Source organism: Erythrobacter sp. Alg231-14 (assembly GCF_900149685.1).
Classification (GTDB): Bacteria; Pseudomonadota; Alphaproteobacteria; order Sphingomonadales; family Sphingomonadaceae; genus Erythrobacter.
Genome location: NZ_LT702999.1, coordinates 2,412,499 through 2,433,857 on the forward strand (window position 1 = coordinate 2,412,499; position 21,359 = coordinate 2,433,857).

Here is a 21,359-nt window from a genome sequence, read left to right on the forward strand (position 1 = left end):
TTATGTGCGGTATCGCAGGAATCTTTCACGCCGAAACGCCCAAGCCGGTCGATCCTTCACGGGTTGAACGGATGTGCGACGCGCTTGTCCATCGCGGCCCTGATGGGGCGGGGGTGTGGACCGATCATGGCGTGGGACTTGGGCACAGGCGGCTCTCGATCATCGATCTCGAAGGGTCGCCACAACCCATGCACAGCGTGGATGGCCGTGCGGTGATCGCGTTCAACGGGGAGATCTACAATTTCCGCGAATTGCGTCGGGAATTGGAGAAAGACGGTGCGCAATTCCGCACCAGCGGCGACACAGAGGTGATTTTGGCCGCCTATCAACGTTGGGGCCTCGATTGCCTTGAAAAGCTGCACGGCATGTTCGCCTTTGCGCTTTACGATGTAGACAAGCGCCAATTGTTGCTAGCGCGCGATCGGTTTGGCGTGAAGCCGATGTTCTTGTCCAAACTCTCCGATGGTGGATTGGCATTTGCGTCTGAATTGAAGGGGTTGCTTGCGCATCCTTTGATCCGGAGGCGGGTCAATCCGACGGCGTTGGATGCCTATATGACATGGGGCTACTTGCCCGATAGCCATTCGATCCTATCGGGCGTTGAGAAATTGCCTGCCGGGCATTTCCTCTTGCTCGAACAAGGCAAGCCGATGCCGCAACCGCGCCGGTGGTGGGATATTGACTTCACCCAACGCGCCACGGGCAGCGAAGCCGATTTGTCCGCGGAGCTTGTGCATCTGATGCGAGAGGCTGTGCAATCGCGCATGGTCTCCGACGTACCCTTGGGCGCTTTCCTTTCAGGCGGCGTGGACAGTTCAAGCGTGGTGGCGTTGATGAGCGAAGCAAGCGCACAACCCGTCCAAACGTGTTCTATCGGGTTTGATGTCGCTTCGTTGGATGAAACCAGTTACGCCCAAGACATCGCCAACAAATTTGGCACAAGGCACGAAGCCCGCACAGTCGGGCAGGATGATTTTGGCGCGATCGATGAATTGGCCGGGATGTTCGATGAACCTTTCGCCGACGCATCGGCCTTACCCACCTGGCGCGTGTGCCAATTGGCGCGAGAAACCGTAACCGTTGCCCTATCCGGTGATGGCGCGGATGAGGCCTTTGCCGGGTATCGTCGCCAAGTTTTTCACCACAATGAAGAACGCGTGCGCTCTTTGTTACCCTCGGCTTTGCGAGAGCCCTTGTTTGGCTCCTTAGGTCGGCTTTGGCCAAAAGCGGATTGGGCACCGCGACCATTTCGGGCCAAATCAACCTTGCTTGCGCTCTCGGAAACAGGGGAGGCGGGATATGCGCGCGGCCTATCTGTCGCCACACCAGAAGCACGCGCTGGGCTGTATTCATCGGGATTTGCGTCCGCGTTGAATGGGTTCCGCGCAGAAGATGAACTGATCCAGCTCATGGCCAATGCCCCTGCGCGCAGTGGGTTGGACAAGGCGCAATATGCCGATCTCACCTTTTGGATGCCAGGAGATATCCTGACCAAAGTCGACCGGACGAGCATGGCCGTCAGTCTTGAAGCGCGCGAACCTTTGTTGGATCATCGTTTGGTTGAGTTCGCGGCCCGTTTGCCGGAATCCATGCGGGTTCGGGGTAGCACCGGCAAATTCCTTCTAAAGAAGTGCATGGAGCGATATTTGCCACAGGACATCCTGTATCGCCCGAAACAAGGTTTTGTGACCCCCATAGCGGATTGGTTGCGTGGACCGCTTAGCCAAGAGGCGAGGGCGATCGCGTCGAGCTCAATTCTGGTCCAATCCGATTGGTTCGATGCCAAGAAACTCGCAGGTCTAGCGGACGCCCACATTTCCGGGCGCAGCGATCATTCGAGGGTCCTTTGGCAATTGTTGATGCTCGAAAAATCGCTGACCCGGTTGGGCGTGAGCGGTTAAAGCTCAGAAGAGTCTTACTTTTCCACAGCGGGTGTTCTTCTGCACGAGACTGGTCAGAGAATGGCCCGTTTTGAGACTCTCCTCTCGGAAAAATGTAAAACTTTGTATTGCCAGCTTTCCGATCGGTAGATTAGTGTCTGTTGCAACAAGGCCGAAACGGTCGCGATATTTCTTGACACAAAGGTGTGTTTAGAGTGTCTGGGTCACACTGGAGTAATGCAGAATGGACAGCGGCGCGAGCAAAGCAGTTCCATTGACGAGCAACGATGAGTTGCTCGCCGAAAGCATAATGCACGCTGCAATTCCAAATGAGTTGTTCGAATTGAACGAACTCGATGTTCTTTACGAAGACCGTTCTGCAACTTTGTGGTCATTTATCAATCCAGAGGGTCGGCCCAGTTTTACACCGGCTCTTTTGAATGATTTCGAACAATGGCAAGACTTGATCGAACGCGCTTTTGGCCCCGATAAGGTGCCTTTGCGCTATCTGGTTCTGGGCAGTCGATCACCGGATGTGTTCTGCTTTGGCGGTGATCTGGACCTGTTTCAACGTTTGATCCGCAAACGTGACCGCGCGGCTTTGGTCGAATACGGTCATCGTTGCTGTCGTATTCTCGATAGGAACATCCGCACGCTCGACATTCCGATGCTGACGATTGGCATGGTTCAAGGCACCGCATTGGGCGGCGGTTTTGAAGCGCTGCTTTCGTTTGATTACATCATCGCAGAGAAGCAGGCGACATTTGGCCTGCCAGAAATCATGTTTGGTCTTTTCCCTGGAATGGGCGCGCATGCGTTTCTTTCGCGCAAACTGGGTAGCGCGATGGCTGACCGAATTATTGTTTCTAATGAGACATTTACGGCGCAACAGATGTATGATCTTGGCATCGTTCATCAGCTGGCTGAACCGGGTGATGGTGTGAATGCTGTCCGCGATTTCATCAAGAAATCAGACCGGCGTCATGCGGGTCTTGTTGGATCACGTCGTGCGATCAAACATGTTTGGCAATTGAAATTGGCTGAACTCAATCGGATTACGGAAATGTGGGCCGACACCGCATTGGAACTGCGTGAGCAAGATTTGAAAGTGATGAGCCGATTGGTCAGCGCCCAAGGGCGACTAGCAGAGCGCATCGCCGCTGCCTGATTAAATGCCTATCCCTGATACGGTCGCTTGGCACTTGGCATCGTGGTACCGCTCGCACTGCACTCAATAGTCCGCACCGTGGCCCAGAGCCAAGTACTCCTCGCTTTGCATTTCGTTCAAGCGGCTCACAGTGCGTTCGAATTCAAACGATCCGTCGCCCGATTGGTACAAATCCTCGGGAACCGCAGCGGCCGCCGCGAATAGCTTGACCCGATTTTCGTACAGTGCGTCGATCAGCTTGGTAAAACGGATCGCTTCATTGCGGCTTTCCGGGCTCATCAATGGAATTCCAACGATGATCACGGAGTGGAATTCGCGTGCAATTGCGAGGTAATCCGCCGCGCCGCGATTTTCGCCGCAAAGACGTTTGAAGCTAAAAACACCTACGCCTTTGAGCGCCTTTGGCACAAATAGCGTGCGGCCGCCGCCAAGGTCCAATTCGCCAGCGGGCACGTTGGCGGCGTCTTCTGGCGCGAAGTCGGTGAGCCGGAAGAAGGCTTCGCGCACTTCCTGCGTTGCCTCTTCACCCAACGGCGCATGCCACATCGCCATCCCGCCAATCCGATCAAGCCGATAATCGGTCTGTCCGTTCAGCTCAACCACGTCCATTTCGCGTTCAACCAACTCGATGAACGGGATGAAAAGAGACCGGTTGATCCCATCTTTATAGAGATCGCCAGGAGGGCGATTGGATGTGGTGACGATCACCGTCCCGCTGTCCATCATCGTGGTGAAGAACCGTCCCATGATCGCGGCATCGGCGGTGTTGTTCACCACCATTTCATCAAAAGCGAGACAGCGCACTGATTCAGAAAGTCGCATGGCCACCGCCGTAAGCGGATCTTGAAGCTGGGCCTTGCGCGCTTCGGCCACCAAAGCGTCTACTTCGAGCATAAAGGCGTGAAAATGGACCCGCCGCTTTTTTTCGATAGCGAGTGTTTCAACAAATAGATCCATCAGCATCGATTTGCCGCGACCCACTCCTCCCCACATATACACTCCGCGAGGATCGTCAGGAGCAACCCGTGTGCCAATGATCCGCTCGAAAAACGTCTTCTTGGGGAGAGGTGCTTCGAGCTCGTCTTGTAGTTGTTGCAATCGTTCTGCGGCTGCTCGCTGTGCCTTGTCGGGTTGCAATTGCCCATCTTCGATAAGAGCTTCGTATTGGGCGATCACGCCGCTCATTTTGTGCTGAGACTTTCTGAGTTCCTCGATCGCATCTTGCGCACAATGCCGGAATAGCTCGCGACGATGTCGTCGCCTTGCACGCATTGCCCACGCAGGAACAGCATTCGACCTGTTTCTCTAACTATCTCACTTACGGCATCCAAAGGACGATTGGGATCACCAGCGCCGATAAACTGACTGGATAATTCCACTGTAACCGATGGCCCAGCATCGCCGTTTCCAACCGTGTGCATGGTCGCGAATAGGGCTATGTCGATTAGGCCAAGCGTTGTTGCGCCGTGAATGTTGTCAACCAGATTGGTGTGTCGCCGCTCTGGGAACATGCGCAGCCGGCATTGTGACCCTTCGCGGCGCACTTGCATATCGCCAAGCACAGCGGAGTTGTAGCGGGTGCGGTCGACGAGGTTCCAAGTGAACCAGTCGTCTTCACCGCCCGCTTCATCCGCGCTCAATGTGCGGTATTCGAATGGGTGTTCTGCCATCAAACCAGGACCGCCAAAACCGCGATCATTCCTCAATCAGATGGCGCGTTCGGCCATCATCTTTTTGGTTTCTGCGATCGCTTTCGCCGGCGACAAGCCTTTGGGGCAAACATTCGCGCAGTTCATGATTGTGTGGCAACGATAGAGACGGAATGGGTCTTCCAACTCATTCAATCGTTCACCTGTCATTTCATCGCGACTATCGGCAAGCCAACGATACGCCTGAAGCAAGATAGCAGGGCCAAGGAACTTGTCCGAATTCCACCAATAAGACGGGCAGCTGGTCGAACAGCAAGCGCACAAAATGCACTCATAAAGACCGTCCAATTGCTCACGCTGTTCTGGAGTTTGCAAACGCTCTTTGCCCGATGGTGTCGGGCTAACCGTTTGAAGCCAAGGGCGGATTGAAGCGTATTGCGCGTAAAAGTGTGTGAAGTCTGGCACCAGATCTTTGATCACATCCATATGGGGTAGGGGAGTGATGCGGATTTCGCCTTTGAGGTCTTCAATGGCGGTGGTGCAGGCAAGACCGTTCTTACCGTTCAGGTTCATCGAGCATGACCCGCAGATCCCTTCGCGACAGGACCGACGGAATGTCAGTGTTGGATCAATCTCATTCTTGATTTTAAACAGCGCGTCCAAGACCATTGGGCCGCATTCATCAAGATCGAGTTCGAATTTGTCATAGCGCGGGTTTTGCCCGCTATCGGGATCATAACGGTAGACTTTGAAAGACTTAATCCGCTTACCGCCCGATGCTTTATGCACCTTGCCGTCCTTACGGATGGTCGAATTCTTTGGAAGGGTGAAAGTCGCCATTGTGTCTTGATCCCTAATTGCCCCAAACCTCTGTTTAGCGCCTATGCCCTAGGAGGCAAGGTGGCTTATGTTGCGAGGTTTGAGAGCGTCTTTGCACAAACGGCAATGGCGGGCCGGTGTGCAAGGCGCAAGGGCTTGATTTCGAAAAGTAGGGAAATCTTGCTGAACATGCGTTTTGGACCGGTTTGCACGCTAATCTCTAGGTTGGATCGGGCGGACGTCACGCCCGGCGGAGGGAACTTAGTCGGTCCTCTTGCGCTGTAACCGTGATGACGAACCAAGAACATCCCGATCCAAAAGCGGACAATTTCCCTCGCAGCGCAGCCGTTTTTGGCAGCAGCGGCGCCATAGGAGAGGCATTGTGCTGTGAGTTGAAGAAGCGCGGCTGTGATCGGATTTATGCCGGATCGCGCGACGGATCGTGGCAGGGCCGCTCAGATGGACCCGCAATCCACCCGTTTGCTTTCGAACTGAAAGACGAGATGAGCATTCAGGACGCGGCGAATGTTATGAAACAGGATCCGCCCGAATGTGTGATTGTCGCAACCGGGGTGCTGACATTGCCCGATGGCACTGGGCCAGAACGCACGTACAAACGTCTCTCATCGGAAACAATGGCAGAGGTTTTCGCGCTCAACACAATCGGGCCGGCTTTGATCGCGAAACATATGTTGCCCCTAATACCGCGGGATCGCCGCTTTGTATTCGCTGCGCTCAGCGCGCGTGTCGGCTCTATTTCAAACAATGGTTTGGGGGGCTGGCATTCCTATCGGGCGTCTAAGGCGGCTCTCAACATGCTGCTAAAGAATTTCGCTTTGGAGATGGGGCGGACGCATAAAGAGAGCGTGATCGTTGGGATCCATCCCGGCACAGTGGACAGTGCCTTGTCACAACCGTTTCAATCCAACCTGCCCGAGGGGCAATTGACATCGCCTAACCAAGCTGCGGCAAATATGGTGACGGTTCTAACCGGATTGAAGGCGCAGGATAGCGGCAAAACCTTCGATTTCGCGGGTAAAGAAATACCGGCCTAGCCGATCAAATCAGACCGTGTCGTGCCAGTCCTTCGGCCAAGATTGTCTCAATCAATTGCTCTTGTGTCCAACCAGCCATGACGGCCGCTCGGCCAAAGACCTTTTGTGACCACAGGTTGCAGTTTAGATTGAGCTCCAAAAATGTGATTTCGCCCGTCTCTTCGTTCACTCGGAATTCAAAGCGGCCGTAGTCGAATGGGCGATATTCTTCCCACGCTTTGCGGGTCAATTCTTCGATCTGTTCAACCAAGGGCCCCTCGGTGAATGGATCGAGTGAATATTTCTGGCTGCGATCGACTAGATCGCGTTTCTCGTAATAGGTGCGCAAATGCGCCGGATCGGCCTGACGGAAAATCAACATCGGCAAGATCTTGGGTTCGCCGTTTATCGTAATGACGGGAACTTCTACGTCGCTTCCGTCAAGAAACGGTTCGACGATAGCGTCTTGACCGCCATTGGCCGGATCTTCGTGGATGCGTTTCACCGCAGCTTGAACGCCGGCCCAGTCATGCGCATCCTCTACGCCCCAACTGGCCGATGAATTGTTGGGTTTTACGACATAGCGCGATGCCTTTGGCAATGCGTCTTGTGTGACCGGGGCACCCTTGCGATAGATGGCCCAAGGTGCGGTCGGCACGTTGGCATCCACGGCGGCGCGTTTCGCCAAATGCTTATCATCCGATAGGCCGCGTAGGATCGGATTGGCGCCCAAATACGGTATGCCTGCACGCTCACACAAAAGCGGCACGAGCATTTCGGAATTGAAAAATCCCGCACGGTTCAAAAGCGGGAATACGAAATCAACATCTTTCGGTGGATCAAAAAGAATGTCGTGCGTTTCGCGAATGGTGAGATTCAGGCCGAGCCCTTCGAAAATTTCGCGCATTTCGCGATGATAACGCGCATGGTTGCCGTCTTGGGGGTGAATGTCCCCTTCCCAAAGGGCATTCTTGGCCAAAAACAGTATTTTAAGCCGTTCTTTGATCTCAGCCGGTATAGTCAGCGGAGTGAGCGTTTGCGCCATGAGTTTTCGCTTCTTTGCCTGAATTGCGATCCCGAACGCCATTTTTGACCGATTGGTCGAATGCGTTGGTGGGGCGCTTTAGGGGTTGGGGAGCGCACGCGCCACATCATTTTGCGGTTTTCTTGCTAGGGCTGCTTGGCTAAGGCGAATTCAAGGTGGGATTCACAGCGTACCGACACGAATAGTCGGATCGCTATAGGCTTGGATGTTTGGGGCCATTTTCGGGAACGTATATCATCGCTCAAAACACCCTCAATCGTTCGTTTTTAGGTTCTAACTTTGGTCCGGCTGAACACAGTCTCATCACCCAATTGTCGGGTGGGGGTGACGGACGGATCACGTTGGACGGCGCAACTGGCCTGAATAAATACTTGTCGGCGCCCTATCCGCGTGACGTGCTCGCCTATTCATCATCAACTGTCAGCGACATTTCGTCAGACGCGTTTGCGCATCTCTTGGATATCATGGGACATGCTCAATCTGCGCGGCGAAATTACGGTGAATGGTTGGCGCAGCTGCGGCATCGATTGCGGGCCGCATTTTCAATCGACGATGGCGCACAAATCGTGTTTGCCCCTTCAGGAACTGATCTGGAATACGTCGCCCTAGCGGCGGTGATGGGCAAGGGTGCAAACGGGATCCACAACGTCTTATTGGGCGCTGATGAAATCGGCAGCGGTTGCGTGCATTCGGCGATCGGTCGGTATTTTGCGACGGAAACCGCGTTGGGCGCCATGGTTGAGCCGGCCGCACCTGTGCCGGGAATGGGGCCGATCTCATTGGTCGATATCCCAGTGCGTTGCGGTGCGGGCGAAGCGCGCGCCAGCGACACGGTGACGATGCACATGGCGCAAGAAATCGAACATGCCCGCCGTGCAGGAAAACATTGCTTGGTCCATGGAGTGCACGGATCAAAAACCGGTTTGGTTCTGCCGGGCCTCGCTGATATCAAACGGATGCAGGAACGCTTTGCAGGCGATGTTACCTTTGTGATCGACGCATGTCAGGCCCGGATTACCAGCGAAGCGATCGCGCGATATTTGTCCGTCGGCGCGATCGTGTTGATGACCGGGTCCAAATTTATCGGTGCGCCGCCGTTCAATGGTTGGGCGATTGTTCCGGGTCAAATGATGCAAGCCGCCCAGCCTTTGCCGAGCGGGTTTGAAACGATTTTTCGCCGCGCGGAATGGCCATCGGATTGGTCGGGTGCGGTTGAGTTGCCCGATACTGAGAACCTTTCCCTCGCCTTGCGATTGGAAGCGGCGGTTTTCGAACTGGAACGGTTCCAACGGATCGACATCGGTCAAGTGGCGGCAATTCTGGCGGCTTTCGAACGTGCATTGACGCGATCATTGATTGCGCCGTTGGGTGCGCGCCGAATTGTGCCCGGCGGCGTTGCAGAGAACATGCCGATCGAAATGCGCACCTTGGCTACATTGGATGTCAGCGGTCTGCCTGGTCTGGCCACTTTTGATGAGGCGCAGGCCGTTCACAAAGAATTGGCATTGGCTGGGGTGCGCCTTGGTCAACCGGTCAAATGCGTCGCCGCGCCAGAGGGGTGGGGCGGTACTTTGCGGGTTGGATTATCCATGCCTCAAATCATCACATGGGCGCAGCAACCGATTGATCAGACAGAGATCGACATAACCAAGGATATGACCGTTATCTCTCGCGCGGTGCAAGACACGCTCGCGACCGAATTGGTGTAACGAGAATGATAGGTCTTTGGGTGTGTAATTTCTAAATTTCGGGCGTAAGGTGCTGTTCGACCATCGGTGAAGGGGAGAGCGCTATGGGTCTTGCAACTTGGTACGATGCGCATGTCATGCCGCGTCTAATTCGATGCGCTTGCGGAACAGGTCAGGTGATGAAGCGCCGGTCTGCCGTCGTGCCGCTGGCACGCGGCGATGTTTTTGAATTGGGCTGTGGCGGCGGCATCAATCATGAATTCTACAATGTCGACGCGATCACATCTTACGCCGGAATTGATCCGCACGGAGCGTTGCTGGAAAACGCGCGAGAGGCTGCCCGCGAAAAAGGCTGGCCCGCCGATATCCGCGAAGGGGTTGGTGAAGAAATTCCATTCGCGTCGGGTTCGTTCGATACGGTTGTTTGCACATTCACACTGTGTTCGGTTCAGGAACCAAATCGAGTTCTATCGGAAATGCTCCGCATTTTGCGACCCGGTGGTCAGGCGCTGTTCCTGGAACATGGCAGGGCGCCCGATGCCGATGTTGCCAAATGGCAGGATCGTGTTGAACCGGTTTGGAAACGCCTTGCGGGCGGGTGCCATTTGACGCGCCCGATTGGCTCTGCGTTTCGTGGCGCCGGTTTTGAGGTGGAGCCATTAGGGCAGGGATACCTACCCAAGGCGCCGAAATTTGCGATGTGGAACGAATGGGGCGTGGCAAGGCGACCGGGCGTCTAACCTCAGAAATCTGCGAATCGAGATAGAAAAAGAGCCGGGGAAAGCGATCTTTCCCGGCTCTTTTTGTGTGCGTCTTTAATGGCTAACTACTGGTCATTCGCCAAAAGTGCGTTGCCACCATCCGCGCTTTTTTGATCCGCCTTCGGCTGCTTCAGAACCGTCTTCCGCTGTTTCCGTTGGCTCGGCCTTTGGTGCGGCCTTAGCTTTTGCCTTCGGTGCAGCGGGTTCGGGTGCGGCTTCCGCCTCCACGCTCGCATCGGAAGCAGGCTCAACAACCTTCTTCTTTCGCGGTGCGCGTTTGCGTTTTGGCTTCTCCGCCGGCTTTTCCTCGGCGGCTGCGTCAGCGTCCGATGTCTCGGCGTCCTTTGCGGCGTCAGTTGCCACTGCATCCGCTTTGTCTGCATCCGCCTCGGCGACTTTCTTCTTTCGCGGTGCGCGTTTGCGTTTGGGCTTTTCTACAGGCTTTTCTTCCTCTGCAACCGACGGCTCGCCTTCTACGGCTTTGTCGTCCGATGCGGTTTCAGCTGATGCGCCACCTACAGATACCGTTGGTTCTGCAGAGGTTTCTTCGCCAGTTTGATCTGTTGCCTCTACGCTATCATCGCCCTTGCGACGACGTCCGCGACCACCACGACGGCGGCGTTTCTTCGGTTTTTCCTCAGCATCCGCGTCGGCATCATCGCCTTCATGGCCTTGTGCCTGGTCTTCGGAGCTTTCGCCCTCATTGCCGGCTTCGCCTTCTGCTGCGTCACCTTCTTCACGGCGATTTTTGTTGCGGCCTCGGCCACCGCGCCGACGCCGACGTTTCTTCTTCGGACGATCGTCCTCGTCTTCTTCCTCTGAGCCAAAGTCCTCTTCGGGAATGTCGTCATCGTCGTCATCGTCAACGATGGGTTCAAATTTTGGCGCTTCGGTTGGGCGAGGGCCTGCGCTCGACACGGCCATCTTCGCGCCTTCGTCTTCCCCTTCGGGAGAGACTTCGACAGTGACGCCGTAACGCTGTTCAATTTCCACCAACTCGCCGCGTTTTTCATTGAGCAAGTAGATGGCAGCTTCGGTGCTGGCCGCCATGCGGATGACAGTGCCTTTGCCTTTAGCGGCTTCGTCTTCGATCAAACGAAGCGCTGAAAGACCAGCGGACGAAGCAGTGCGAACAAGACCGGAGCCGTCGCAATGCGGACATTCGCGTGTCGTTGCCTCAAGCACACCGGTGCGCAGACGCTGGCGGCTCATTTCCATCAGGCCAAAGCCCGAAATCCGGCCAACTTGAATGCGCGCACGGTCCGTTTTCAGCGCTTCTTTCATCGCCTTTTCGACTTTGCGCGTGTTGGAATTGTATTCCATGTCGATGAAATCGATCACGACCAAACCGGCCATATCACGCAGACGCAATTGGCGGGCGATCTCACGCGCGGCTTCTAAGTTTGTGTGCAGCGCTGTTTGTTCAATCCCGTGTTCTTTGGTTGAACGGCCGGAGTTGATGTCGATCGAGACCAATGCTTCGGTTGGATTGATGATCAGATAGCCGCCCGATTTCAATTGAACCATCGGGTCGTACATCGCGCGCAATTGATCTTCGGCGCCGTAACGCTGGAACAACGGCACAGGATCAGAATAGGCTTTTACCCGGCGCGCATGGCTGGGCATGAGCATCTTCATAAAGCTCTTGGCGGATTTGTATCCGTCTTCACCTTCGACGATCACTTCTTCGATTTCGCGATTGTATATGTCGCGGATCGCCCTTTTGATGAGGTCGCTGTCCGAATGGACCAAGCTGGGCGCGGTGGATTTTAGCGTCGTTTGACGAATTTCATCCCACAGTCGGGCAAGATAATCGAAATCGCGTTTGATCTCTGTCTTGGTGCGCGTGATGCCTGCGGTTCGCACAATCAGACCCATGCTTTTCGGCAATGTGAGATCGGCAACGACTTGCTTCAAACGCTTGCGATCAGACGATGAATTGATCTTACGGCTGATCCCGCCGCCATGGCTGCTGTTCGGCATAAGAACCGTGTAGCGGCCAGCAAGGCTAAGATATGTTGTGAGCGCCGCACCTTTGTTGCCGCGTTCTTCTTTAACAACTTGGACCAACAAAACCTGACGACGTTGGATCACGTCTTGGATTTTGTACCGGCGACGCAGAGCCATACGTTTGGCACGCACTTCGTCGACTTCTTTGGCGCGGCTGCCGCGGCCACCTTTGCCGCCTTTGCCTTGCTTGCCACCTTGGCGACGACGGCCACGACCGCGGCGACCACGACGTGGCTTTTCTTCGCTCTCGCCGTCCTCTGATGATTCTTCGGTTTCTTCACCCGAATCGTCATCATCGTCGTCGTCATCGTCTTCGCCGTCATCATCTGATGCGCCGTCTTCGATTGTTGCGACTTTGTCTTTTTCCGATGTGTCGATTTCTTCCATGCCATCTTCGGCAAGGTCTTCGGCCAACGCTTCTGCGCTCTCATCCTCGGCGTCGTATTCTTCGCCGGGTGTGATGCCGTCTTCTTCTTCTTCGGCGCGAAGACGCGCTTCTTCTTCGGCCGCTTCTGCCTCTTCGGCGAGCAAGCGTTCGCGGTCATCCTGTGGGATTTGATAATAATCCGGATGGATTTCGCTAAAGGCGAGGAAGCCGTGGCGATTTCCGCCAAAGTCGACAAATGCCGCCTGCAATGATGGTTCTACGCGGGTTACTTTCGCGAGATAAATGTTGCCTTTGATCTGTTTGTGTTCAGCAGATTCAAAGTCGAATTCTTCAATTCGGTTGCCTTTGAGCACCGCCACCCGGGTCTCTTCCGAGTGGCGCGCATCGATTAGCATGCGCGTTGCCATGTAATATTCTCCAAACGCCCTGCCTGCTCACCGATAAAGGGCGAGAGGGGCGTGTAATGTGTGTGGAATAACCCCGAGGTAATACGGGGTCTGTCTGTGTGTATGCGCGAGCCTGTAACTGAAGACCGCGAGCAATATTCGTGTCTGCTGTGATGAGCGTGCGGAATGTGTCCGCCCAATTCCTATTAGGGTACCTCGCACAGTTCCCCGCGCCTGTTGGGCGCTGGATATACTTTCGCGAGGAGTGTCGTCTCGTCACTGCTTCAACCTGTAAAGTGGCCGACATTGAGCATTTTATCATGCGAATCGGGCCATGTGGGTGAAACGGCGGGTGGTTAAATGACGTATCGTCACTCCTGCCCCTGTTTCAACTTTGTCGCTAGCACCGTGGGTTACGCGCCGCAACTCTATTGCGCTTATACTGCGCAACATCCTAAGGTTTTCCTGATATGAGTATGCGCACATTGATAATGCTGATTGTGGCCGTGCCTGCGTTAATCGTGGGCGGAGCGATGGCGTTCGGTGTCGCAATCCCGGTTCCGGAATGGGGGCGTGATTACGTTTTACGTTTTTTGCTCGCTCCGGATGCTGAACCGCTCAATCTGCCGGTTATAGAGGGGCCAGATGATCCAGATCGCCCATTGATCGTCATTGATGCCGGTCACGGCGGCCGTGATCCCGGATCAATAGGGGGAGGGGATGGCAGCAATCGAGTTCTTGAAAAAGACATCGTTTTGGCGCTGTCGCTCGCATTGAGGGATGAGTTGCTCGAAGGCGGCGGCATTCGTGTGGCGCTGACCCGCGATGACGACACAATCGTCACATTGGCACAACGTCCAGAGATCGCTCGCCAATTGGAAGCGGACCTTTTCCTGTCCATTCATGCGGATTCGGCGGGCGGGAACAGCGCGGTCGCCGGAGCCAGTATTTACACGTTATCGACCGAAGCATCGTCGGAAGCCGCCGCTCGTTTTGCAGAACGAGAGAACGCTGCAGACGCGTTGAACGGGATCACAATCGAAGGCCAGAGCGCCGAAGTGAGCGCCATCTTGGTGGAACTGTCGCAACAACGAACACAGGATGACGCGACCGAATTTGCAAGTTTGTTGGAGCGTGAGGGGCAAGGCGCGATCCGGTTTCATCCCCAAACGCGGCGATCCGCAGAATTGGCCGTATTGCGCGCGCCCGATGTTCCTGGCGTTCTGTTTGAAAGTGGCTTTGTGACCAATCAGGGCGATCGTTCGCGTCTTACCACCGAAGAAGGGCGCGCCGAATATGCTAGCGTTCTGGCCCGCGCCATCCGGGTTTATTTTGCGCGCCGTGCGGATCAATAGCCCGATCGGTTCGCCGACGATCCAAGGTATGCCGTCGCGATCGCTACCAATTGAGGCCTTTTGGGCACTGGCATTCTGCTTCGAACCGCGATAAATCGCTCACCATATGTCTGAAACCCCCGAAGCCATCGAAAACGACACGGTCCCTTTCGGCCAATATGCTCGTCAACGTTTTACCGGCGATCTTGCTGCAGCGGCCGCTTGGTTTGGTGAAAAGTGGCGAGGCAGTTGGCTGTTTAAGCTGGCGGCATTTGCTCTCATTTGCCTGGTGGTGTTGTGGTTTGCTGCATGGGCGTTTTTGGCGCGAGATTTGCCGGACGCCTCCAGCTTGGCGGATTATCAGACCCCCCTCCCGACAGTGGTTCGTGGCATCGACGGCGAGATCGTGCATTCTTACGCCCGCGAACGCCGCGTCCAACTGCAGTTTGAAGATTTTCCAGAGCCGCTGGTGAACGCCTACCTTTCGGCAGAAGACAAAACATTCTTTAGCCATGGCGGCGTTGATGTGACCGGGACTGCCAACGCGGTATTTGACTATGCCACCAAATACGGATCGGGCGAACGCGCGGTTGGCGGTTCAACGATCACACAGCAATTGGCGAAAATCCTGCTTTTGGGAGATGAATATTCCATCACGCGCAAGCTGAAAGAAATGATCCTTGCCAGCCGGATCGAAGGCGTCTTGAGCAAGGAGGAAATCCTTGAATTGTATCTCAACGAGATCCCCTTAGGTCGGCGTTCGTTCGGGGTTCAGGCGGCGGCACGCGCGTATTTTGATAAGGATGTCGGCGATTTGGATCTGCATGAATTTGCGTTCCTTGCAATCCTTCCAAAAGCGCCCGAACGGTACGGGCGGTCCGGGCAAGAACAAGCCGCAATGGACCGGCGCGATTTCGTTTTGTCGCAAATGGCTGAGAACGGATTTATCACCGAAGCAGAGCGTGCTTCGGCTTCTGGTCAGCCACTGGGCCTGACCCGGCAACGCAGTCGCCGCAGCGCGGATGCAGGATATTTCCTCGAAGAGGTGCGTCGGCAATTGATCGCAGAATTTGGCGAAGCCGCCGAAGATGGCGAGAACAGTGTTTATGCGGGCGGCCTCTGGGTTCGCACATCGCTCGACGTGGAAATGCAGGCCGCCGCCAGAGATTCGCTGCGCCGCGGTTTGGTGCGCTATCATGGCCGACGCGCATGGTCAGGGCCGATCGCAACGATCCCGTTGGAAGAGGGCAATTGGTCTGGCCAACTCGCCAGTTCTTATCTCTCAATCAATTACGAAGACTGGCGCATCGGTGTTGTAACGCAACGCAGTGGATCATCGGCCACGATCGGCTTTTCAGACGGCGAAGAGGCTCCATTGTCCAATTTGCCGAACGCCTTGAAAGCTGGCGATGTAATCGCTGTGTCTCCGCAAGGAACAGGATTCAGGGTTCGCACTATTCCAGAGGCGCAAGGTGGGATGGTTGTTCAAAACGCCCAAAGCGGCCGCGTCCTTGCGATGCAGGGTGGGTTCGATCATCGGTTGTCCGATTTTAACCGCGCGACACAGGCAATGCGTCAACCGGGTTCGACCATCAAACCGTTTGTTTATGCGACCGGTCTTGATAACGGAATGACCCCATCCACTCAGATCGATAACACACGATATTGTTATTATCAGGGGCGCCGGTTGGGACAAAAGTGCATCCGCGGCGGCCGTGCAGGTCAATTCCCGATGCGGTATGGGCTTGAGCAATCACAGAACATTATGACGGTTCAAATCGGCATGCAGGCCGGGATGGATAATGTGGTTGAGACCATCGAAGGTCTTGGCATTTCGGAAGATCCCGATCCATATGCGGCCACTTCGCTTGGGGCGGAGGAATCCACGGTTATGCGGATGGTTGCGGCCTATTCTGCGATGGCGAACCATGGCCGATTGAACGAACCGAGTGTTATTGATTACGTCCAAGACCGCAATGGCGCCGTTATTTGGCGGGCTGATACGCGGTCCTGCAACGGTTGTAACATGGCCGAGTATGATGGCAGCGCCATGCCGCGTTTCGGGATCAAAGGTGAGCAAGCGATGGACGCGCGCACAGCGTTCCAAACGATGCACATGCTCGAAGGGGTTGTTTCTCGTGGCACTGCGACCGTTCTGAACGGACTTAATTTGCCGCTGTTTGGTAAGACCGGCACAACAACAGGTCCAAAAGATGTTTGGTTTGTCGGCGGTACACAGCGGTTGATTGCGGGCGCCTATGTCGGGTTTGATACGCCGCGCAATATGGGCGGATATGCGTTTGGCGGGACAATCGTCGCGCCGATTATCAAGGATCTGATCGAGAATTCACGCGATCATTGGTCCGATCTTCCTGCGATCGCACCTGAAGGTATACGTATGGTTCGGGTGGATCGCCGAACCGGCAAACGTGTCTTGGACGGTTGGCCCAGCGACGATGCGCGCTCGGACGTCATCTGGGAAGCGTTCAAACCCAACACCGAGCCAGAGCGTTCGACACGGCAGGATGAGATCGCCGCAAAACGTGATGAGATCCTTGCTTTGGTGCGCGAGTCGCGGCGCGGTTCTGATGGACCCGCCGAAAGCAGCAATGGTGAGCCGAGCGATTTTGTAGAGGAGCAAGGCGGGATCTATTGATCGCCCTTAGCGACGCGTTCCTCGCCGGATTTGAAGCGACTTGAAACCGATGCTGGGTTGAGTAGTTAAATGCGCATGACCCTATTTCATAATTTCAAAGCCGCCATGTGCGCCGCCCTCGTAGCATCCACACTGCCGGCTGCGCCGGCTTATGCTGAACTGCCGGTCGGAGAACGCGCGCCTATTTTTACAACCCAAGCCGCGATGGCTGGTGAAGAATTGGGTTTTTCGCTTCAGTCTGCGCTGCGTCAGGGACCTGTCGTCCTCTATTTTTATCCCAAAGCGTTTACGCAAGGATGCACTTTGGAAGCGAATGCCTTTGCCGAAGCCATGCCCGATTTTCGCGAAGCTGGAGCCAGCGTGATCGGCATGTCCAACGATGACATTGCCACGCTTCGCCGGTTTAGCAGCGAAGAATGCCGCGATGCTTTCCCGGTTGGCGTTGCGAGCGAGCGTTTGATCGAAGCGTATGATGTCGCGCTGGGCAATTCAGGTCTGTCTAGCCGCACATCCTATGTAATCGCGTCAGATGGACGGATTGCTTCGGTATATTCCAACGGTGATTATCGCCAACATGTAGCGCGGACATTGGCCGCGGTGCGAGCGCTTTCCAACTAGGCAGGCGGCGGCAAAGCCGCTCTGACAACTCATCTGCAAAGCTTTACAATGCCGGTCCCCGCGCTAAGCGGGTGGACCAAAGTGTCTATAGAAATTCTATTGTAAGGAACGGCTATGCGGGCTGAGGCCCTAGCTCATATTGATCGGATTGAGGCTGCCCTCAATTTGGTCCGTCAATCGCTCGATTGGGACCGTGCATTGCGCCGTCTCGATGAACTCAACGCGCGTGTTCAGGACCCGACCCTTTGGGATAATCCCAAAGAAGCGCAAGCCGTCAGCAGAGAACAAAAGACGCTCGAAAATGCGGTCAACACCGTGAACGATATCTCTTCCGAAATGGCCGACGCGGTAGAGTTCATCGAAATGGGAGAAGCGGAGAACGAAGAGAGCATCATCAACGATGGTCTTTCCACTCTCGAACGGCTCGCAAACCGCGCCGACGCGGATAAGGTTCAGGCATTGTTGTCTGGCGAAGCCGACGGCAACGACACATACCTTGAGATACACGCCGGTGCTGGCGGGACCGAAAGCCAAGATTGGGCCGAAATGCTTTTTCGCATGTACGGTCGTTGGGCCGAACGGCGCGGTTTCAAAGTGGAAACGGTTGAGTATCAATCCGGCGATCAGGCTGGGATCAAATCTGCGACGCTGTTGTTGAAAGGTGAAAACGCTTACGGCTACGCAAAGACGGAAAGCGGCGTACACCGCCTCGTCAGGATCAGCCCATATGACAGCGCGGCCAAACGCCACACCAGCTTTTCGAGCGTGTGGGTCTATCCCGTCATCGACGATGATATCGATATTGAGATCAATCCGGCCGATCTAAAAATTGACACCTATCGTGCGTCGGGCGCCGGTGGTCAGCACGTCAACACCACCGACAGCGCGGTGCGGATTACGCACCAACCTACCGGCATTGTTGTGGCCAGTCAGAACGATAGGAGCCAGCATAAGAACCGCGCCACCGCGATGAACATGCTCAAAGCGCGATTGTTTGAACGGGAAATGGCCGAACGCGAAGCGGCGGCAAGCGGCGAATATCAGGAAAAGAGCGACATTGGTTGGGGCCACCAAATCCGATCCTATGTCCTTCAACCGTACCAAATGGTCAAAGACCTTCGCACAGGCGAAACGTCCAGTTCGCCCGACAAAGTGCTGGACGGAGAGATCGATGACTTCATCTCAGCCGCGTTGGCGCAGCAGGTCACGGGCGAGGCGGTTGACGTGGAAGATGTCGAATGAATTCGGCTGCACGGACTTTAGCAAGAGCGGCGGTTTTCGCCGCTTGTGTGAGCAGCGCTGCTCCGGCTTATGCCGATGTGATAATCGGTCCTCGTGTCGCCTATTATTTCGATAATTCCAACCTGCGCACCTCTGATCTTCAAGGATTGCAGGACGCTCGCACTACGATCAATGACGAAGTGACGCAGGATTTGCGCGACGCCACCGGATTTGACGATCTGCTTGTTACCACCGTCGACAACGGTTCGGCGACGAATGCTGATCAAGTCGGCTTTGCGATGTACGGTGCGACAGTGAATTTCGGCGATGATCGTGATCGTTTTACATTCACTGGCATGTACGGTTCAGGGTCTACCACGACCGAGTTGGTGTCGTCGCGCGAAGTCACAGTGGAAGTGGCCGATATCGCATTCAATGAGCTTTCGGTGATCCAAACGGTGGCGCGTGAAGATGTCGATCGGCTTGACCTTGAATTGACCTGGCAACGCCGTTTGAACGAGAATTTTGCAGTTTCCGCTGGCGCACGCTTTGAACGGCTCGATATTTCGGGTGCGGGTGCGATCGCTATTCAAGAAACCGATGAAGTCCGCCGATTCGTTGCCGAGACGCTTGGCGAAGAAGCTCCCTCGCGCAATCTTGACGGCGCAAACACACCGAACGCTCAAGTCACGCAGAGAACGCTCGAAACGTTTAGTGCGCGGGCAGGGGTCACCGCTTTTGTGCCGTTCAACGATCAAGCGGTCGCGTTCTTTAACGGGATGGTTCAGGGCAGCTATCAACCCTCTAGTGAATTCAGGACCGCGTTCATCGGATTGAACGGCGAAGAAGTTCGCGAGGAAATTCGTAAAGACCGCGGCGAGATGAGCGTTGGACCCGATATTGCCGTAGGTGTTCAATTGATCCTCTCCGATAATCTGGCGATTGATATGCGATACAGGGCGATCGTTTTCTTTCCGATCTCTGGTGATTTCAGCTTTAGCGATTCTCGCGTTAATCACGGAGTAAATTTGGGTCTGTCATTGCGTTTGTGATGGTGGTTTTGCGTGCCTTTCTCCTGGTCATGTTTGCGGCTTTGATGCTGCCGACCGGTGCGCATGCCGAGGTGAAAGCGCTGTTGGTTGGCTCAAATTATGAGGCGGCCGAGAACGAAGCGCTGCGTTTGGCCAACCCTCTTGCGGATGTTCGATTGGTCGAGTCTGCTTTACGGTCTACGGCGGCATCGGAAATCTCAACTTTGGAAGAACCCGACGCCGAAGAATGGCAGGCGGGCTTGGATGCGTGGCTCAATTCCTTGTCTGGAGATGACATCGGGTTGTTTTATTTTGCTGGCCACGGATTTCAGATTGAGGGTCACAATTTCTTGATGAGTTCGGACGGAAAGTCCCTCATCCCGCTGGAATCGCTGGTCACCCAGATTAGCATGCGCGCTCGCGGCGCCGTAATTGTGATCGATGCGTGTCGGAACAATCCGTACTTTGATGCCGAACCCGATGACAGAATTGAAATCGTCGAAGTGTCAGGCAGCACCCGCAGCTTAAGCTATGTGACTTTGTCCGACATAAGCTATTCTTCTGGCGGCTTGGCTCAGCTCGGCAATCTGCGCGGACTTTCCGCCGTCGCCTTTTTCTCGACAGAGCCCGGCAATGTTGCAGAAGACGGTCCGACGCCGGGCAAAGGCAGCCCCTTTGCCATCGAATTCGCAAAACAAATCGACCGCCGGCAATCGCTCGATGAAGTGTTTCGGAAAACCGCAATTGCGGTGACGGAGCGCACTGACAATCGACAATCGCCGTGGCGTCAAGGTGATCTGGCGTTCAACGTGTTTATCTCTGGTATGCGGGCTTTGCCGATCCCATGATGCGCCTTTATGCCTTTGCTTTGCTTGCCGTGATGCCAGTCTTGGCGGCGTGTGATGATTTGTTGTCTGTCCCGGCCAGCCCAGAGACCGACATGGAATTCCCATTGCCAGATCGACCCGTTTCAGAGGTCGTATCGAACCAATTTTCGAACGAAGACGCACGCGATGAACGCGGTGAAGCGCAGCAAGTCATGGATATGGCCAACATCGCTTCTGGTATGACAGTGGCGGATATCGGCGCGGGCGAAGGGTATTACACCGTCCGTTTGGCCGAACGCGTTGGCAATGACGGCCGGGTCTTGGCCCAGGACATCGATCGCGACGCTCTGGAGCGGCTTGGTCGCCGGGTTGAACGCGAACGGTTGGAAAACATTTCGATCAAATCGGGTGAAGCGGACAATCCAAGATTGCCCGTCGACAGCTTTGATCGCATCTTCTTGGTTCATATGTACCACGAGGTGACGGAACCTTACGAGTTCCTATGGCGAATGTGGCCAGCTTTGGCCGAGGGTGGACAGATCATCGTCGTGGATGTCGATCGTCCCACCAACAGGCATGGTATTCCACCTGCCTTGTTGTTTTGTGAGTTAGAAGCTGTCGGATACAAATTGGTTGAATTTGTCGAGCGGCCCGATCTCAAAAGTTACTTCGCCCGTTTTGAACGCGGCGAAGAACGCTCCGAGCCGGAGAATATTGGAACCTGCAGCAACGGATAATTGCCCTGTTTGATCGGGCGATTTGGGCCGTTTCGCGCACCACCTTTGCCAATGAAAAGAGCGTGTGGTGCGGTCCTCGCTTCAATAGCCTGCCTATAATTATGAAC

General features: G+C 55.1%; 17 protein-coding genes. 12 read left to right on the forward strand and 5 right to left on the reverse strand.

The annotated features are described in order from the left end of the window. The first annotated feature begins 2 nt into the window (after positions 1-2). Together BQ8290_RS11520 and BQ8290_RS11525 are read left to right on the forward strand one after the other, a co-directional pair. Positions 3-1,901, forward strand: coding sequence for an XrtA/PEP-CTERM system amidotransferase (locus BQ8290_RS11520; RefSeq protein WP_108790406.1), 1,899 nt, complete (start codon positions 3-5; stop codon positions 1,899-1,901). 253 nt (positions 1,902-2,154) lie between these two features. After that, on the forward strand, positions 2,155-3,048 hold the full coding sequence (locus BQ8290_RS11525) for a crotonase/enoyl-CoA hydratase family protein (RefSeq protein WP_337661353.1): 894 nt from the start codon (positions 2,155-2,157) through the stop codon (positions 3,046-3,048). 63 nt (positions 3,049-3,111) lie between these two features. Here the strand turns inward: BQ8290_RS11525 and zapE are convergent, their stop codons facing one another. The 3 genes from zapE to BQ8290_RS11540 are packed head-to-tail and all read right to left on the reverse strand — an operon-like array spanning position 3,112 to position 5,537. Continuing rightward, positions 3,112-4,233 carry a cell division protein ZapE gene (gene zapE / locus BQ8290_RS11530; protein WP_108790412.1) on the reverse strand — a complete coding sequence of 374 codons (1,122 nt, stop codon included), beginning with the start codon at positions 4,231-4,233 and terminating at the stop codon, positions 3,112-3,114. Beyond that, positions 4,230-4,718 (reverse strand): hotdog domain-containing protein, encoded by a 489-nt coding sequence (locus BQ8290_RS11535; protein ID WP_108790415.1) that lies wholly within the window; start codon positions 4,716-4,718, stop codon positions 4,230-4,232. Before BQ8290_RS11535 ends, zapE begins: the two co-directional genes overlap by 4 nt. 36 nt (positions 4,719-4,754) lie before the next feature. After that, positions 4,755-5,537: a succinate dehydrogenase iron-sulfur subunit gene (locus BQ8290_RS11540; RefSeq protein ID WP_108790418.1), complete on the reverse strand. Its 783-nt coding sequence runs from the start codon at positions 5,535-5,537 to the stop codon at positions 4,755-4,757. 269 nt (positions 5,538-5,806) lie between these two features. Here BQ8290_RS11540 and BQ8290_RS11545 point away from each other — a divergent pair, with 269 nt between their 5' ends. Further along, positions 5,807-6,571 carry an SDR family NAD(P)-dependent oxidoreductase gene (locus tag BQ8290_RS11545; RefSeq protein WP_108790421.1) on the forward strand — a complete coding sequence of 255 codons (765 nt, stop codon included), beginning with the start codon at positions 5,807-5,809 and terminating at the stop codon, positions 6,569-6,571. Between the two features lie 4 nt (positions 6,572-6,575). Here BQ8290_RS11545 and BQ8290_RS11550 read toward each other — a convergent pair whose 3' ends face one another. Further along, positions 6,576-7,595, reverse strand: a complete 1,020-nt coding sequence (locus BQ8290_RS11550) for a phosphoribosylglycinamide synthetase (RefSeq protein ID WP_108792343.1) — start codon at positions 7,593-7,595, stop codon at positions 6,576-6,578. A 209-nt stretch (positions 7,596-7,804) separates the two neighbouring features. On the opposite strand from BQ8290_RS11550, the gene BQ8290_RS11555 reads away from it, so the two are divergent. After that, complete coding sequence (locus BQ8290_RS11555; protein ID WP_337661354.1) at positions 7,805-9,304, forward strand: hypothetical protein; 1,500 nt, start codon at positions 7,805-7,807, stop codon at positions 9,302-9,304. Positions 9,305-9,387: 83 nt separating this feature from the next. Further along, on the forward strand, positions 9,388-10,023 hold the full coding sequence (locus tag BQ8290_RS11560) for a class I SAM-dependent methyltransferase (RefSeq protein ID WP_337661355.1): 636 nt from the start codon (positions 9,388-9,390) through the stop codon (positions 10,021-10,023). Between the two features lie 93 nt (positions 10,024-10,116). On the opposite strand, the gene BQ8290_RS11565 is transcribed toward BQ8290_RS11560, so the two are convergent. Continuing rightward, the gene (locus BQ8290_RS11565) at positions 10,117-12,849 is read right to left on the reverse strand and encodes an Rne/Rng family ribonuclease (protein ID WP_108790426.1); all 2,733 of its coding nucleotides are present in this window, start codon (positions 12,847-12,849) and stop codon (positions 10,117-10,119) included. Positions 12,850-13,298: 449 nt separating this feature from the next. On the opposite strand from BQ8290_RS11565, the gene BQ8290_RS11570 reads away from it, so the two are divergent. The 7 genes from BQ8290_RS11570 to BQ8290_RS11600 all read left to right on the forward strand — a co-directional run bounded on the left by BQ8290_RS11570 (position 13,299) and on the right by BQ8290_RS11600 (position 21,252). Beyond that, a complete protein-coding gene (locus BQ8290_RS11570) occupies positions 13,299-14,183 on the forward strand; it encodes an N-acetylmuramoyl-L-alanine amidase (protein WP_108790429.1) in 885 nt (294 codons plus the stop codon). 106 nt (positions 14,184-14,289) lie between these two features. After that, complete coding sequence (locus BQ8290_RS11575) at positions 14,290-16,818, forward strand: transglycosylase domain-containing protein (RefSeq protein WP_108790432.1); 2,529 nt, start codon at positions 14,290-14,292, stop codon at positions 16,816-16,818. Positions 16,819-16,893: 75 nt separating this feature from the next. Then, on the forward strand, positions 16,894-17,436 hold the full coding sequence (locus tag BQ8290_RS11580; RefSeq protein ID WP_443112322.1) for a peroxiredoxin: 543 nt from the start codon (positions 16,894-16,896) through the stop codon (positions 17,434-17,436). 114 nt (positions 17,437-17,550) lie between these two features. Then, entirely contained in the window at positions 17,551-18,678 is a 1,128-nt protein-coding gene (gene prfB / locus BQ8290_RS11585) for a peptide chain release factor 2 (RefSeq protein ID WP_108790437.1), read from the forward strand. Next, on the forward strand, positions 18,675-19,709 hold the full coding sequence (locus BQ8290_RS11590) for a hypothetical protein (protein WP_337661356.1): 1,035 nt from the start codon (positions 18,675-18,677) through the stop codon (positions 19,707-19,709). The genes prfB and BQ8290_RS11590 overlap by 4 nt, the downstream gene beginning before the upstream one ends. Continuing rightward, a complete protein-coding gene (locus tag BQ8290_RS11595) occupies positions 19,709-20,536 on the forward strand; it encodes a caspase family protein (protein ID WP_108790443.1) in 828 nt (275 codons plus the stop codon). Before BQ8290_RS11590 ends, BQ8290_RS11595 begins: the two co-directional genes overlap by 1 nt. After that, entirely contained in the window at positions 20,533-21,252 is a 720-nt protein-coding gene (locus tag BQ8290_RS11600) for a class I SAM-dependent methyltransferase (RefSeq protein ID WP_108790446.1), read from the forward strand. Before BQ8290_RS11595 ends, BQ8290_RS11600 begins: the two co-directional genes overlap by 4 nt. Positions 21,253-21,359: the final 107 nt, after the last annotated feature.

Coding starts and splice junctions, on each gene's coding strand:
- BQ8290_RS11520 (WP_108790406.1), top strand. CDS start 3: ATGTGCGGTATCGCAGGAATCTTTCACGCCGAAACGCCCAAGCCGGTC.
- zapE (WP_108790412.1), bottom strand. CDS start 4,233: ATGAGCGGCGTGATCGCCCAATACGAAGCTCTTATCGAAGATGGGCAA.
- BQ8290_RS11535 (WP_108790415.1), bottom strand. CDS start 4,718: ATGGCAGAACACCCATTCGAATACCGCACATTGAGCGCGGATGAAGCG.
- BQ8290_RS11540 (WP_108790418.1), bottom strand. CDS start 5,537: ATGGCGACTTTCACCCTTCCAAAGAATTCGACCATCCGTAAGGACGGC.
- BQ8290_RS11545 (WP_108790421.1), top strand. CDS start 5,807: ATGACGAACCAAGAACATCCCGATCCAAAAGCGGACAATTTCCCTCGC.
- BQ8290_RS11550 (WP_108792343.1), bottom strand. CDS start 7,595: ATGGCGCAAACGCTCACTCCGCTGACTATACCGGCTGAGATCAAAGAA.
- BQ8290_RS11560 (WP_337661355.1), top strand. CDS start 9,388: ATGGGTCTTGCAACTTGGTACGATGCGCATGTCATGCCGCGTCTAATT.
- BQ8290_RS11565 (WP_108790426.1), bottom strand. CDS start 12,849: ATGGCAACGCGCATGCTAATCGATGCGCGCCACTCGGAAGAGACCCGG.
- BQ8290_RS11570 (WP_108790429.1), top strand. CDS start 13,299: ATGAGTATGCGCACATTGATAATGCTGATTGTGGCCGTGCCTGCGTTA.
- BQ8290_RS11575 (WP_108790432.1), top strand. CDS start 14,290: ATGTCTGAAACCCCCGAAGCCATCGAAAACGACACGGTCCCTTTCGGC.
- BQ8290_RS11580 (WP_443112322.1), top strand. CDS start 16,894: ATGACCCTATTTCATAATTTCAAAGCCGCCATGTGCGCCGCCCTCGTA.
- prfB (WP_108790437.1), top strand. CDS start 17,551: ATGCGGGCTGAGGCCCTAGCTCATATTGATCGGATTGAGGCTGCCCTC.
- BQ8290_RS11590 (WP_337661356.1), top strand. CDS start 18,675: ATGAATTCGGCTGCACGGACTTTAGCAAGAGCGGCGGTTTTCGCCGCT.
- BQ8290_RS11595 (WP_108790443.1), top strand. CDS start 19,709: ATGGTGGTTTTGCGTGCCTTTCTCCTGGTCATGTTTGCGGCTTTGATG.
- BQ8290_RS11600 (WP_108790446.1), top strand. CDS start 20,533: ATGATGCGCCTTTATGCCTTTGCTTTGCTTGCCGTGATGCCAGTCTTG.